This is a genomic window from Proteiniclasticum ruminis DSM 24773 (genome assembly GCF_000701905.1).
In the GTDB taxonomy this organism is placed as follows: Bacteria; Bacillota; Clostridia; order Clostridiales; family Clostridiaceae; genus Proteiniclasticum; species Proteiniclasticum ruminis.
On the sequence record NZ_JNKC01000008.1, the window covers coordinates 56,723 to 70,775 of the forward strand.

The 14,053-nt window shown below is 43.7% G+C and carries 15 protein-coding genes and 1 other annotated feature; of the genes, 11 read left to right on the top strand and 4 right to left on the bottom strand.

Annotation, left to right across the window (positions count from 1 at the left end; all coding sequences use genetic code 11):
* Positions 1 to 158 precede the first annotated feature (158 nt).
* From T487_RS15985 to T487_RS0110315, 4 genes are all read left to right on the top strand, one after another.
* Positions 159 to 1,208 (top strand): M23 family metallopeptidase, encoded by a 1,050-nt coding sequence (locus T487_RS15985; protein WP_051651664.1) that lies wholly within the window; start codon positions 159 to 161, stop codon positions 1,206 to 1,208.
* 136 nt (positions 1,209 to 1,344) lie between these two features.
* Positions 1,345 to 1,641, top strand: coding sequence for a hypothetical protein (locus T487_RS0110300; RefSeq protein ID WP_031576959.1), 297 nt, complete (start codon positions 1,345 to 1,347; stop codon positions 1,639 to 1,641).
* 125 nt (positions 1,642 to 1,766) lie between these two features.
* Positions 1,767 to 1,967: a binding site (T-box leader), on the top strand.
* A gap of 47 nt (positions 1,968 to 2,014) precedes the next feature.
* Complete coding sequence (gene proS / locus T487_RS0110310; protein WP_031576961.1) at positions 2,015 to 3,451, top strand: proline--tRNA ligase; 1,437 nt, start codon at positions 2,015 to 2,017, stop codon at positions 3,449 to 3,451.
* A gap of 160 nt (positions 3,452 to 3,611) precedes the next feature.
* A complete protein-coding gene (locus tag T487_RS0110315) occupies positions 3,612 to 3,941 on the top strand; it encodes a hypothetical protein (protein WP_031576963.1) in 330 nt (109 codons plus the stop codon).
* A 230-nt stretch (positions 3,942 to 4,171) separates the two neighbouring features.
* On the opposite strand, the gene T487_RS0110325 is transcribed toward T487_RS0110315, so the two are convergent.
* Both T487_RS0110325 and ispF read right to left on the bottom strand, forming a co-directional pair.
* Positions 4,172 to 4,966 (bottom strand): nitroreductase family protein, encoded by a 795-nt coding sequence (locus tag T487_RS0110325; RefSeq protein ID WP_031576964.1) that lies wholly within the window; start codon positions 4,964 to 4,966, stop codon positions 4,172 to 4,174.
* A gap of 30 nt (positions 4,967 to 4,996) precedes the next feature.
* Positions 4,997 to 5,473: a 2-C-methyl-D-erythritol 2,4-cyclodiphosphate synthase gene (gene ispF / locus T487_RS0110330; RefSeq protein ID WP_031576965.1), complete on the bottom strand. Its 477-nt coding sequence runs from the start codon at positions 5,471 to 5,473 to the stop codon at positions 4,997 to 4,999.
* 508 nt (positions 5,474 to 5,981) lie between these two features.
* On the opposite strand from ispF, the gene T487_RS0110335 reads away from it, so the two are divergent.
* Genes T487_RS0110335 through T487_RS15990 form a run of 5 tightly spaced genes read left to right on the top strand, consistent with a single transcriptional unit; the run spans position 5,982 to position 10,958 of the window.
* Positions 5,982 to 7,265: an RnfABCDGE type electron transport complex subunit C gene (locus tag T487_RS0110335; protein ID WP_031576967.1), complete on the top strand. Its 1,284-nt coding sequence runs from the start codon at positions 5,982 to 5,984 to the stop codon at positions 7,263 to 7,265.
* Between the two features lie 14 nt (positions 7,266 to 7,279).
* Positions 7,280 to 8,743, top strand: coding sequence for an RnfABCDGE type electron transport complex subunit D (locus T487_RS0110340; RefSeq protein WP_031576969.1), 1,464 nt, complete (start codon positions 7,280 to 7,282; stop codon positions 8,741 to 8,743).
* Between the two features lie 14 nt (positions 8,744 to 8,757).
* Positions 8,758 to 9,702, top strand: a complete 945-nt coding sequence (locus tag T487_RS0110345) for an FMN-binding protein (protein WP_031576971.1) — start codon at positions 8,758 to 8,760, stop codon at positions 9,700 to 9,702.
* 13 nt (positions 9,703 to 9,715) lie between these two features.
* Positions 9,716 to 10,354, top strand: coding sequence for an Rnf-Nqr domain containing protein (locus T487_RS0110350; RefSeq protein ID WP_031576973.1), 639 nt, complete (start codon positions 9,716 to 9,718; stop codon positions 10,352 to 10,354).
* Position 10,355: 1 nt separating this feature from the next.
* Positions 10,356 to 10,958, top strand: coding sequence for an Rnf-Nqr domain containing protein (locus T487_RS15990; protein WP_031576976.1), 603 nt, complete (start codon positions 10,356 to 10,358; stop codon positions 10,956 to 10,958).
* Between the two features lie 441 nt (positions 10,959 to 11,399).
* On the opposite strand, the gene rluF is transcribed toward T487_RS15990, so the two are convergent.
* On the bottom strand, positions 11,400 to 12,119 hold the full coding sequence (gene rluF / locus T487_RS0110360; RefSeq protein ID WP_031576977.1) for a 23S rRNA pseudouridine(2604) synthase RluF: 720 nt from the start codon (positions 12,117 to 12,119) through the stop codon (positions 11,400 to 11,402).
* Positions 12,120 to 12,260: 141 nt separating this feature from the next.
* Here rluF and T487_RS0110365 point away from each other — a divergent pair, with 141 nt between their 5' ends.
* Both T487_RS0110365 and T487_RS0110370 read left to right on the top strand, forming a co-directional pair.
* Positions 12,261 to 12,479 carry a cysteine-rich CWC family protein gene (locus tag T487_RS0110365; protein WP_031576979.1) on the top strand — a complete coding sequence of 73 codons (219 nt, stop codon included), beginning with the start codon at positions 12,261 to 12,263 and terminating at the stop codon, positions 12,477 to 12,479.
* Positions 12,480 to 12,566: 87 nt separating this feature from the next.
* Complete coding sequence (locus T487_RS0110370) at positions 12,567 to 12,797, top strand: glutaredoxin family protein (RefSeq protein ID WP_031576980.1); 231 nt, start codon at positions 12,567 to 12,569, stop codon at positions 12,795 to 12,797.
* Between the two features lie 88 nt (positions 12,798 to 12,885).
* On the opposite strand, the gene T487_RS0110375 is transcribed toward T487_RS0110370, so the two are convergent.
* Complete coding sequence (locus T487_RS0110375) at positions 12,886 to 13,875, bottom strand: hypothetical protein (protein WP_031576982.1); 990 nt, start codon at positions 13,873 to 13,875, stop codon at positions 12,886 to 12,888.
* Positions 13,876 to 14,053 lie beyond the last annotated feature (178 nt).

Sequence of the window (14,053 nt, forward strand, 5' to 3'; positions counted from 1 at the left end):
AAACAAAATGGTTACAGAACCCATTGAATTTAGGGGCTTATGGCAGTTGTAAAGACTGCCTTTAATTTTTTGCTGTAAAATGTTTAATTCTCTTCATATTTTCTTTACAAAAAAGACGTACTATAAAAAAGTTGTATGAAAATGATGGAGGAATAAACATGAAGCCTTGGAATAAAGCGGTTGCCGCTGCGTTGGTGATTTTTGCTGTGGGCAGTTTCCCGAAAGTAAGGGTACTGGCAGATGAAAGCAGTAAAGCAAAACTAAATGAAGTTGTTGCACAAATACAGACCTTGGAAGAAGTTAAAAGTGAAAATGAACGTTTGGTTGAAACCAGAATAAATGAAATTGAAACCATTGGACAGACAGTTTCTACATTGCAGGACCGCATTGAGTTCCTGACAGAAGAAAAAGCAGCGGTGGATGAGAGAATTGGCCTCCTTAACCAGCTGAAGCCTTCGAACCTGCTTCAAGCAGCGGTGCTGACCATTGCAAGAGCCTATACGGTACTTGAAGAAGCAGAAAGGACTGCACTGATTCATGGAGAACTTGAAGTGTATGAGACCTATGAAAATCAGTATCTGCATCAGGATACTTACCGCGTAATTGAAGAAGAGCTGCTGCTGAAAAAAGCAGAGATTGAAGAAAATCTTCTTCAGGTGGAAGCTCTGGTGAACTCAGAAATGACTAAGAAAGAGCAGTACACAAACGTAGTGACGGAAGCTCAGAGAGTTTCTTCTGAGGCTTCTGTGACACTGTCTGCCCTCAGTGTGGAAAAAGTCACACTGGAAGAGCAGATTGAAAAAGAAGAGGCCGTGAGAAAATCCACTACCTTTATCTGGCCAACAGCAGGAAGATTGACCAGCCCCTTTGGATACAGAATCCATCCGATCTCCAGAACTAGAAGAATGCATTCAGGAATTGATCTGGCGAACAGCACGGGCACAAACATCACAGCATCCCAAAACGGCAAGGTGATCTCTGCCGGATACAAAGGTACTTATGGAAACCTTGTTGTGATCAGACATGGAAATGGTATGGAAACAGCCTATGCTCATTTAAGCAGAATTTCTGTGAGTGTCGGAGATGTTGTGACACAAGGACAGAGTATTGGGAAAATGGGAAGTACAGGAGGATCCACTGGAAGCCATCTTCATTTTGAAATCAGAAAGAATGGCACAGCTGTAAATCCAATGAACTACTTGCAATAAACAATGGAGAGCGGAAGCTCTCTTTTTTTTGTAAAGTTATGCACATAGCGCACAATATGTTGTGGATTGTTTTTCGAGGCACACCACATATTGTGTTGTATTCTTGCTCTTGACTATATAGAACATGTGTTCTAAAATGAAATCAAAAAGTAAAGAAGGTGATTTCATGTACCTGCAGGATTTTCGAAGGCCTTGTGAAGTAATCTCGTATTATAAAGATGGGAAAGTGTATCCACTGAAGTTCCGCGTCTATTCTGTGGAGAATGCCACCTACTATGTGTATGATGTTGAGAAGATTTACTATGTTCTGGAAGAGCATAATAACGGCCTCACCGAGAAGACGTTTTTCGTCCGGGCGAAGAGGAAAAGACTGAAAGAGATACATACACTCTATCTGGATCCCCGGTATAAAAGCTGGTGGGTTCTGACGTAGCCTCACCGGATTATTTTGATTGAGGATCCGTTCAGTGGAGAAGCAGAGGGACCTGGAAGCATCTGTGCAGACCTCTTTCAAAAAAGCAGTTGACCGGAAGTGGAATTTCCTATAGAATTTATATGATATAAACGATGATAAGAACCAGTACGGAAAACCTGCCTTCATAGAGAGAGGGGATTGGTGAAAGCCCTCAAGGAAAGTTTCCGGAACCTGTCTTGGAGTTTCTCAACCAGTTGAGCGGGGAAAGCCGTTATACTTTAGAGTGGATACGTTAGGAGAAGTATCAATAAGGGTGGTACCGCCGAAGAGATTTGGCCCCTTTTATTGAGCCTTCTTTTTTTATTTCATTTATTTTGTGGGAGGTATTGTAATGAACAACAACAAAAAGCTTGTAGAAGCCATCACATCTATGGATGTGGACTTCGCGCAGTGGTACACAGACATCGTGAAAAAAGCAGAACTCATCGAATATTCCAGCGTCAAAGGTGCTGTCATTCTAAGACCCTATGGATATGCCCTATGGGAGAACATTCAGGGGTATCTGGATAAGAAGTTCAAGGAAACGGGGCATGAGAATGTCTATATGCCTATGCTGATTCCTGAGAGTCTTCTTCAGAAGGAGAAGGACCACGTGGAAGGATTCGCGCCTGAAGTGGCCTGGGTAACCCATGGGGGATCTGAGCCTCTTACTGAAAGGCTTTGCATCAGACCTACCTCAGAGACGCTCTTCTGTGAGCACTTCGCAAACATTGTGCAGTCCTATAATGACCTGCCAAAGAAATACAACCAGTGGTGCAGCGTCATCCGATGGGAAAAAACCACACGGCCTTTCCTGAGAACCTCAGAGTTCCTCTGGCAGGAAGGTCATACCATCCATGAGACCGCAGAAGAGGCGCAGGAAGAAACCATCAAGATGCTGAATGTCTATGCGGATATGTTCAGAGACTTTCTGGCCATTCCAGTAGTAAAAGGAAGAAAGACAGACAAAGAGAAGTTTGCAGGGGCGGAAGCCACCTATACCATTGAGGCGCTTATGCACGATGGAAAGGCTCTTCAGTCTGGAACATCCCATAACTTTGGAAAAGGGTTTGCGGAAGCTTTCGGCATCCGTTACACCGGAAAAGACGGTAAACTCAGTCATGTGCATCAGACCAGCTGGGGGCTTTCCACAAGAGTCATTGGTGCCATCATCATGGTTCATGGTGACGATTCAGGACTCATTCTGCCACCAAGAGTGGCTCCAACACAGCTCATGATCATCCCTGTGGCTCAGCACAAGGAAGGTGTTCTGGAAAAAGCGGAAGAGCTTCGCGAAAAGCTTTCAGGTGTGTGCCGTGTGAAGGTGGACGCTTCCGACAAGAAGCCAGGCTGGAAATTCAGTGAGTATGAGATGAAGGGTGTGCCACTAAGACTAGAAGTAGGCCCTAAGGACATCGAAAACAATCAAGTAGTTCTTGTAAGAAGAGACACCCGTGAAAAGATGATTGTATCCATGGATGAACTGGAAGCAAGAATTCCAGCACTGCTGAATGAGATTCACGATGCGCTCTATGAGAAAGCGGTGAAGAGACAGGAAGAAATGACCACAACTGTGACCACTCCTGAAGAAATGAGAGACGCAGCGGACAATAAGCCTGGTTTTATCAAGGCTATGTGGTGTAATGAGCTGGCTTGCGAAGAGAAGATCAAGGAAGTTTATGGACTCAGCTCCCGATGCATGCCTTTTGAACAGGAGAAGGTGGCAGACACCTGCATCTGCTGTGGAAAAGAAACAGACACCATGGTGTACTGGGGTAAAGCATACTAATCAGAACAGGACAGGAGAAGTGCAGATAGAGGCACCTCCTGTCTTTTTTTGCACTTTTTGTAAATATCTTATGAGAAGAAACATTTTGGAGATACGGTGGACTATAATGAAGGAGAAGACAGGCTGTGAAACGCAGCTGATTAAAAGGGGGATGGTTTAAATGTACGAACTGGAACAGCTGATCCAAGGGAACTATCATCTGCGCAGCGTGAAAGATCGAGAAGGTGATAAGGACTATTTTCTCGATAATGAAGGAAGACCCCTGATTCTCAAATATAAGATTGAGATGGAATTTTTTAAAGTCTCTTCCATACTCCTCCGAGTAGGACAGGGGAATCTTTATTCCGTGCATTTTCTCATGGACCGGGATCTTCTTTCCGCCATGTCCTTTATTGAACTGGATGGAGAGAAGCACCAGCTCTCTTATGAGGTGACCGAAGAAAATGCAAAACTGACTATCACGCTGAAAGAAGGCCTTTTTGAAGCGTAGGCGCATCAGAATACACGCTAAAAGAGTACAGTAATCTATGTGATTCTCACACAGATACTGTACTCTTTTATATGTTTGGTTGAAATCTTACTCTATAGGGTTCTCTGTCAGAAGCTTTTCCGACGCTTTCATAAAGAGCAGGGTGCCAAGGAAAAGTGCTAGAAAAAAGAGCTTTTTCTTGTTGACTGGAATCATTTGTTTCGCCTCCCGTAAAATAGATATCTACTCTTTTACTCTTTTATCTCAATTGTGATCATATATTCCATGCCTTCATAGATCACAGGATCTTTCATCAGCCTAAATTTCATCTCCTTGCTTTTGAGGGCTATGACCATGAAGCCCAGAGCGAGTCCCATATCAATCTTATTCAGGGAAGAAAAAAGTTTGCTTTTGATAAACCCTAGCTTTACCCGAAGCAGATGGATTTTATGCCCATCCACTGCAAACCTCCAGGGCTGGGTATTGAAGGAGGATGGAGCAAGTCTTGCAGCTTCCAGAATGAACTTGTACTTTCTTTTTACTGGCCCCTGGATGAGGATGTCCTTATAGGAACGTCTCTTATAATAATCCGCTTTGGGATAAAGAGACAATGGATCCTCTGGGTTGCCAAAGGCGATGAAAAGAATGGGCACCTCTTCTTCTCCCAGTGGAGCAAACTGCTCAATGGTCTTGAGATCCACACCTGGATAGGTGACGCAGGTGGCGATGCCTAAATCATTAAGTGTCAAGAGCACATGCGCCATGGAGTAGCCCGCGGCCTGCCGGAATCCAGAGGCTTCTTTACAGGCCACCACCAGGTAATGTGGAGACTTCACTTTGGTGTATGCGCCCAGGATGCTGGTGCCTTTTTCCATGAAGTGCTCTCCATCTTTTACTAGGATAAAAGATACAGAGAGATTCTCAAAAAGCTGAGGAATATCCTGAAGTGCTTGTTCCACCCGTTCCATGGAGGAAGGATCCAGTGCATCCATGTTGAATTTTCGCGTGGATTTTCTTTTGGAGATGTTCTGATAAAGTCTTTCCATTCCGTACCTCCCTATCTGGAACTTTACTGGTTAGAATCTTTTGTCAATGAGTACGGCCACTTGAGATGAGATGCCTTCTTTGCTTCCAGTAAAGCCAAGACCTTCTTCCGTGGTGGCTTTAATGTTGATCTGGTCTTCCGGAAGGTTCAGCACTTCGCAAAGGACCTTCCTCATGGCAGGGATATGAGGTTTCATCTTGGGTTCCTGCGCAATGATTACGCCATCAATATTGATGATTTTATAAGAACGCTCTTTCAGCATCTTTTTTACTTCCTTTAGAAGAACCAAGCTGTCCACATCTTTATATTCGATTGCGGTATCAGGAAAATGGGTGCCGATGTCACCCAGAGCTGCTGCTCCAAGAAGCGCATCCATAATGGCGTGGGTCAAAACATCCGCGTCGGAGTGTCCAAGCAGTCCTTTATCGTGGGGAATCTTCACACCACCGATGATCAGATCGCGTCCTTCCACAAGTTTATGTACATCATAACCTATACCTATTCTCATAAAATCCTCCATAAAACAGAGTTATCTCTGTGTTCTTTCCTTATATTATACCATGGCTGAGAGAAAACAGAATCTGGAGTTTCGTTTTCGGAGTCCGCAGTAAAATTATGAAAATGGAAAAGGCTATGAGGCTCAAAAAAAGTAAAGTTTTCAGCATTCCTTTGTTGAATAGGTATTGTTCATGAGATTCTACCATGAATCTGTTATTTTATTTAAAGAAAGTTAACAAATTAACATCTAAAATTTAGATTGTTAAATACTGTCAAAACCTTTGATAATATTATACTAAATTTGTGTAAAGGTTTGTTTTAAGAACTTCACAAAAAAGATGGTAATTTCTTGTCGAATCCGGAGTAAAGATCCTGATATGCAGGGCATATTGAAGTTTCAATATTTGAGTTTTATGTTATAATTATTCAGGAACTGTAAAAGAATGATAAAGAGAATCGGGAGCTATTTCATTCTTGGTTTAATTATTAACGAAATTCTGAAAGGTCGGGTGAACAGTATGTCAATATTAATCGGGCCCATGAAATTACATTTGAATGGGCACAAAGAATTGACAAGCCATGGTGAAGTAAAGAACATCGTGGCCGGTAAGAAGGTCTATATACCGCTGATGGCATGTACAGATGTACTTGTGAAAGCAGGGGATACCGTGAAAGCAGGCACAATGCTTGCAAAGCGTGATGACCATTTCAAGGTGCCTATTTTTTCCTCCGTCTCCGGTAAAATTCTGGGTATTGAAGAACTGGAGCATACAACAGGAAGAGTAATAGACCATGTTGTCATTGAAAATGACGGACTCAATACATTTGAGAGACCCTTCGAGCCTATAGATGCTGAAAAAGCTTCTGTAGAAGAACTGGTGACATTCATGATGAATGCCGGAATCGTTGGGTGTGGTGGAGCTGGCTTCCCTTCTTATGTGAAGTATAAAGGGGCTAAAGGCATTCATACTCTGCTGATCAACGCAGTAGAATGTGAGCCATACATCACAGCGGACTATCGTATCATGGACAATCAGGTGGAAGAACTGGTTTATGGAACCAAGACCATGCTGAAGATGTCTGGTGCCAAGAAGGCGCTCATAGCCATCAAGAAAACAAAGAAAGATCTCATAGCCAAGGTTCGTGAAGCTGTGAAGGATACAGAAGGACTCTTCGTGGAAGAAGTTCCGGACCAGTATCCCATGGGCTGGGAAAGAACCCTTATTTATGAAGTCTTCAAGAAGAGATATGACAAGCTGCCAGGAGAAATAGGCGTCATTGTGAACAATGCCACCACAGCCATCGCGTTCTCCGAAGCTCTGCGATATGGAAAGCCAATCATTGAGAAAATCTGCACCATCTCCGGTGATGCAGTGAAGAATCCTTCCAACGTGCGTGTGCCTGTAGGGGTATCTGTTCAGGAAATCATAGAGCAAATCGGTGGATATGCTTATGATGAAGTACGTATTGTGGGCGGCGGACCTATGATGGGTAAGACTGTCTCCACTGATCGTGCTGTAATCAATTCCGCGTCCAATGCCATCACCATTCTGAAGCCTGATGAAGACGAGGCCATTGCTTGTCTTAGATGCGGAAGATGTAATGACCACTGTCCTGCAGGGATTCTTCCAGTAAGAATCAACAATGCGGAAGAAGCAGGGGATGTGAAGCTTCTTACAAAGCTCCGTGCAGACCAGTGTATCGAATGCGGCATGTGTACATATGTATGCCCATCTAAAATCGAAGTGACTGAAGGCGTAAGACGTGGTAAAGCACTCTTAAGAGCCGCAGCGCAGAAGTAAGGGGGACAGTATCAATGAAATTTTTGACCAAAGTGTCTCCAAACAATAGAGACAAAGACCACAGCACCCAGAGTGTCATGGCTGAGCTCACCGTTGGACTTCTTGTAGTCTTTATCTTCTCCATGGTGTTCTATTTCCAGGAGTATGGTATGGACTATGTCATTCATGGTGTGCTTCTTATGGTGACAGCTATTGTTGTTTCGCTGCTGACAGAAGCAGTATTTGCATTGGCAACCAAAAAGAACATCCTAAAACACGTGAAAAGCTCTTTCCCGCTGGTTACAGCAATCATTCTTGTTTTAACCGTACCGATTTCTACCACATACTTTGCCATCGGGGTAGCGTCATTCTTTGCTATTTTCGTAGGAAAGCTGATTTTTGGCGGATTCGGACATAATATCTTTAATCCAGCTGGTGTAGGACGTGCCGTGATTTTTGCCTCCCTGATGGGATCCACTGTGGCAGATGTCACCACCAGCGCAACACCCATCTCCTCTATTGCAAATGCAGGCTGGCTCATCAAAGATGCTGCTGTGACAGAGAAATTTCTGGAGCAGTTCGGCGGACTCAGCAATCTTCTTCTGGGATGGTATCCTGGTGCCATTGGTGAAACCAGTGCGCTGCTCATCCTTCTTGTAGGTGCATATCTTGCTTACAGAAAGGTTCTGGACTGGAAGGTTCCTGCAGTATATATCGGATCTGTATTTGTATTCACCACCATCATCGCACTGGTCAACGGTGTAGGTATGTGGTACCCCATGTTCCATGTACTGGCAGGAGGACTAGTCTTCGGTGCGGTGTTCATGGCAACAGATCCAGTAACCAATCCTACCACCATCAGTGGAAGAATCATTTATGCCATTGGTCTTGCTGCACTGACAGTCATCATCAGACTGCAGGCAAGCCTTCCAGGTGGTGTTGTATTTGCCATTCTTATTATGAACATGGTTTCTCCACTTATTGATAAGCTCACAGACGGATGGTCCATCTATTCTGTGAAGAAGTACTCTGTATCCATCGCAGTCACATTTGCTGCTGGAATCCTTCTGACTTTCATGGCTGGAAACGGTCTTGAGCCTAAAGCCATTGAGTTCCCAAGAGAAGGGGGCGGCCTTGGTATATTCACAGACAGTCAGGACAATCTTCCAGAAGTGCTGGAACAGACCGAAGAGGGATCCGTTGTGACCTTCGTTCTTTCTGCGCCTGGATATTATGCCATCCAGTCCGGCGGAGAGCCTAATAAAATTGAAGTGAAGATCAATAAAGACACCAATATCGTAGAAAGTGTTGCCATCGTTTCCGTGAATGATACACCGGGACTTGGAGACAGAATTGATGACGCTTCATTCCTTGACCAGTTCAAAGGCATCTCCTTTGAGGACAAGAATGCTGGGGTAGACGCGGTTTCTGGTGCAACCATATCATCCACATCTGTGACAAAGGCAGTACGTATTGCTTTTGAAACACTGAATAAGTAAGGGAGGACAGAGAGATGAAAAACATGAAAGGTTTCGTTGTTTTACTTGCTACTGTTCTCGTTGCAGGCGGCGTGCTTCTTTTTGCAGATGCACAGCTGAGACCCCTCATTGAAGCAGCAGGAAGTGGCGAATATCAGGAAATCCTGGAAAAGATCTTCCCGGATTCCAAGAATTTTGAAGAAGAAGAATTTACAGATGAAACTGGTCTTATCCAGAAGCTTTTTGAAGATGAAGATAATGGCGGTTTCGTCTATATCCTTGAAAACCAGGGATTTGCAGATAAGATCACATTCGCTCTGGGCTTTGATCTGGAAGGAAACATCGTTGGATATGAGATCATAAACCTCAATGATACCCCTGGGTATGGAAGTCAGGTAGGTGAAGAAGCATTCATCGGTTCTGTTGTCGGAAAGACCTCTGTAGACGGAATTGCGACTATTTCAGGTTCCACAAAGACCTCTAAAGCAGTGGTGGATGCCATTGATGCAGCAAGAGCGAACTTTAATGAAATGATGGGCATCGAAGACAATGGGGAAGGTGCAGCACCTGAGCCTGTGGCTCCACCACTGGAGTTTGGGGCTAAACTGCCTATTTTTAGAGAAGATGTCTCTGAATCCAGACAAGGTGTTATCATTGATACTGTGGAAGAAGGCGGAAATGTTACTTATACTGTGGAAGCGGCAGGATATGCTGTCATCGAGCAGTATGATGGTGCAAAGCCAAACGTTGTGAAGATTACTTTGGATCCTGCAAATCAGGTGATTGTGAAAGTTGAAGTTCTTGAGGTGAATGACACCAAGGGAATTGGAGATAAAGTCCTCCATGAGGATTTCGCAAAGCAGTTTGAGAATCTATCTTATGCAGATCCATCTGTAGAAGCGGATACGGTGTCGATGGCAACGATATCCAGCACATCCGTCATCAATGCAATTCTCGCAGCGCTGAATGCGAACAAGTAGGAGGGAGAAGAGCATGAATAAATTAAATAACATAAAAACAGGTTTCTTCGGAAATAATCCTGTTCTGTCTCTGGCGCTAGGACTCACCACAGCCCTTGCAGTGACAGGAAGCGTGACAACAGCCCTTGGTATGGGACTTTTGATCTTCGTTCTGGTGATTCTTGCAGGAGTTCTGGGTGGACTTCTTCGTAAAGTGACACCTTCAGAGATGATGATTCCGGTTGGTCTTGTACTTTCCGCATTCCTTGCCAAACTGGGAGAGCTTCTTGCACTGGCGTATATGCCTGGCATTGCTTCTGAAGTGGGCATCTTTATTCCTCTGATGGCTGTGAACTCTCTGATTCTTTTTGCCAGCGGATCACTGACAGAAGGGACATCCTTTGGAGAAAATATGAAAAACGCGCTGCTGGCTGGCTGTGCCTATGTGGTCGCTTTACTGGCGGTAGCGTTCTTAAGAGAACTTGCAGTGACTGGAGGCATCGCCCTTCTGAACCCGCTTAATGGTGCGGAACTCTTCAGTTTCAATATCATTCCACAGCAGTTCACCTTGAGCCTGTTTGCAGGCTCCACGGGGGCATTATTGATGACAGCGTTTGTTGGCGGACTGTTCCAGGCCATTGGCAAGTCCGGAAACGACAAGGGAGGTAAGTAAAATGGAAAATATACTACCGATTCTTCTTGGTACAATACTGATCAATAATCTTGCATTGACAAAGCTTGTGGGACTGGGGCAGCTGGCTCATTTTGGAGAAGAGGAAGGAGAAATTCTTTGCATAGGAGTTTCTGCAGCACTTGTTATGGCCATATCCAGCATTCTTGGGTACTTCGCGGGGACATTATTTGAACTGGGTGTACTGAATCTTTTGGTTTATGTTCTCCTGATTCTTGTGTCCACAGCGCTTGTGATGTCTGGTGTGAAGAAAGTAAAGCCTGAGATGTATGAAAGAGTGAAGAAGATTCTTCCACTTCTGTCAGCAAACTCGGCGATACTCTATCTTCTGTTGATGACTGGCGCAGAAGGAATGGAATTCCTTCTACAGGGAACTGTTGCAAATGACGCTCAAGAGATCCTGCCTGTACTGGTTACAGCAGTCGGAGCTCCACTGGGTCTTCTCTTTGCCTTCATCCTGTATGGAGCAGTAAGGGAAAGACTCTCTGTAGCACATACACCTAAAGCATTCAAAGGCCTTCCAATCCTTCTGGTCTATACAGCATTGGCTGTACTTGCACTGAGCGGCCTCAATGGAATTCTTTAAAAACTGAATTATCTGAACAGGCTATAGAAGTCTCTCCGTTTTCTGGAAATCTGGAAAACGGAGAGTTTTTTTGACAAAAATGGAGTGCAGTTCTGAAAGTGAGGCAATTTACTTGAAACAGTTTTAAGATTTCTGACAAAAGATATTCAAGAACAAGTTTCCACAGAAAATACAGCTTATACCTATGAATTACACATGTTACTCACATGAAATCAGTGAAATTGTGGATAAACCTGTGGATAAGGTGGAAAACTATTTCTTGCACAGGGGTGTATATTGTGTAAAATTCAATTAATCCCCTCGAAACCACAGGAATTCCACAAGTTATCCACAGGAGTTTGTGAATAATGTGCATAAGTGAACAATTGTACGGTTTTTATTTTGATGATATTTTCATCATGTTAAAACTGAGTTAAAAGAAAGACCATAGACTGAAAAAAATCAGTCTATGGTCTTACAGGAATCTTCGAGAAGATCGTTGAGCTGAGAGAGCTCCATGGGAGAAAGATTTCGGTATCTTCCAAGAGCCAGCTTTCCAAGCTCTATGTTCATAATACGGATTCTCTTAAGCGTCACCACTTTATACCCAAAGTATTCTGTCATTCTTCGGATCTGTCTGTTGAGTCCTTGGGTGAGGATGATCCGGAATGTCTTCTCATCCAGCTTCTCTATTTTGGATTCTTTCGTGCAGGTATCCAGGATGGGCACTCTCCCACTCATACCCCTTAAAAAAGAGTCTGTCATGGGTTTGTTCACCGTGACAATATATTCTTTCTCGTGGTTGTTTCTTGCGCGGAGAATCTTGTTGACGATGTCTCCGTCATTGGTGAGAAGAATAAGCCCTTCTGAGTCCTTATCCAGTCGTCCAATAGGGAAAATCCTTTCTTTATGTTTTACAAAATCCACAATGTTGTTTCGAACCTTTCTGTTGGTGGTGCATTCAATCCCTCTTGGCTTGTTTAGAGCGATGTATACCAAAGGTGGTTTATTGTCGACGAGCTTTCCATCCACTCGTATTTCATCCTTCTCTGTGACTTTCAAACCCATGACCGCAATTTCTCCATTGACGGTGACCCTGCCTTGTTCTATATAACTGTCCGCTGCCCGTCTGGAGCAGAAACCCGTATCAGAGATGGCTTTGTTGATTCTTTTCTCTTCCATGGAACTCCATCCTTTTCATTTCTTTTACTTCATCTAAAATGATATTATACACGAAACGGCATGTTTTCCCAAGGGATGTTGAGAAGATGGGAAAAAGAGCATAAGATGAAAGGAAGAAAACATTGTCTTGGAGGTTATACGATGAATGACGGAATCTGTCCCATCTGCCACAAAGAAAACCACTGTCACATGGTCAGCGGAGAAGATCCTTCCACCTGCTGGTGCACCACTGTCTCTTTCCCTGATGGCCTGCTTCTTCTAGTGCCTGAAGAGGCGAGAAATCTGGCCTGTGTCTGCGAGGCCTGCGTGACCAAATTTCAGGAAGAGGGAGCGGAAGGGATCTCATTGCACCAAAGATAAATTGGACAAAATTCAATAGGTACGGTACAATAAAGATACCGGAAGATTCTTTTTCCGGCAAAGACTTTGACTTTGGAGGAGAAGAAAATGAGTAAAAAGGTTGTCATATACACATCCAATACCTGTACCTACTGCGATTTGGCGAAGGAATACTTCAATGCCAACAGCATTTCCTATGAGGAGAAGAACACTTCTGATCCAGTTTTCAGAAAAGAACTTCTGGCTCTTGGCGTGCGCAGTGTGCCTACAATTTTTGTAGATGAAGAGTACATGGTTGGATTTGATGAAGGTTCTTTCGAAGAGCTTTACAACAAATAAAGACTGAAGTGAACAGCTAGAGAAATAAGATGGTCCCGGATCTATGATGTAGATCCGGGACACTTTTTTATTCTTCATTATAATCGGATCACTCCGTAAAAAGGAAAGATCCATTGTCATTGATCTTCGCCTCAATCTGATAGCTGACAATACGGTCTTTGGTTGCACCTTCATGAAAGTAGTCTTTGGCAAGAGGTTTCCCTGAGATGAGAATCTCCACAGTGCTACGTTCCTGAATGGTTTCGCTGATGTAGGCTTGTTCCAGCACTTCTCCCACAGCGGCATCCAGGCTGAGGTCATCAAATTTTGCCCGATCGATGTAGTCTCTTCCTTTGGGGTTGTTTCCGAAGGCATCCACAAGATGTCCGAAGGAGTTGAATTTCAGTGTCACTTCCCCAACAGCTTTGATGATGACCGTACGCTCGATTTCTTTCTGCAGAGAGTTGTAGTAGAACCCTAAGGGGATGGCAAGGATGAGGAGAAAGAGAAGCGGTTTCACCACATTTGGCTTTCTTCTGACTTTTTGCCCAAAACCAAGGCTTCCGACATCGGAGCCTGCATCCCGGATTTTATAGAAAGCACCATCATTGGACAAAATATAGGCAAACCCACCCCTTCGTTTCAGAACGGTTCCGGTATGATCTTTTCCATCGATGGGGGTGGTCCGTTTTTCCTCTACAGCACCAAAGTGGAGGGTCTTCTGAAGCTTCGGATAAGTACCTGGCTCCAAGAGAAGAGTTAATGCCAGAATATGTTTCTGACGTTTTTTCAGTTCGAAAAGCGGCTCTTCCACCATGGAAGAAAAAACTTTTAAAGGTATTCTTTTCAGTTCTTTTGTTTTGGCCAAAAGCTTTTTCTCTGAAAGAAGAATCAGTGCCAGATTCAAGTGAAGGTTGAGCTCGTCTCTGGAAAAATGCTCTTTGGAGAGGGATTCCAGAGAAATCATATACGTGCGTAAAGATGCCATATAGGCTTCAATTTCAGTCTTTCTTTCACCGTTATCCTCTTCTTTATAGAGACTGACTGGAGGTTTATCCAAAAATATATAGTGATCTTTATCAAGGACTCTCTTTTTCATGATTTCACCAAACTTTATCTCTTATTGCTTCTATTTTAGCACAGGACAGAACAATAGGCTCTGACATTTCAAGAACTTAGCAACGAGTTTGTGAAAAGAGAAGAAAAAGACAAGAAAATCCAACTGGAACCCTTAAAGGTTTATCTAAAATACAGTATACTGGTGTAGAGGGCACTGG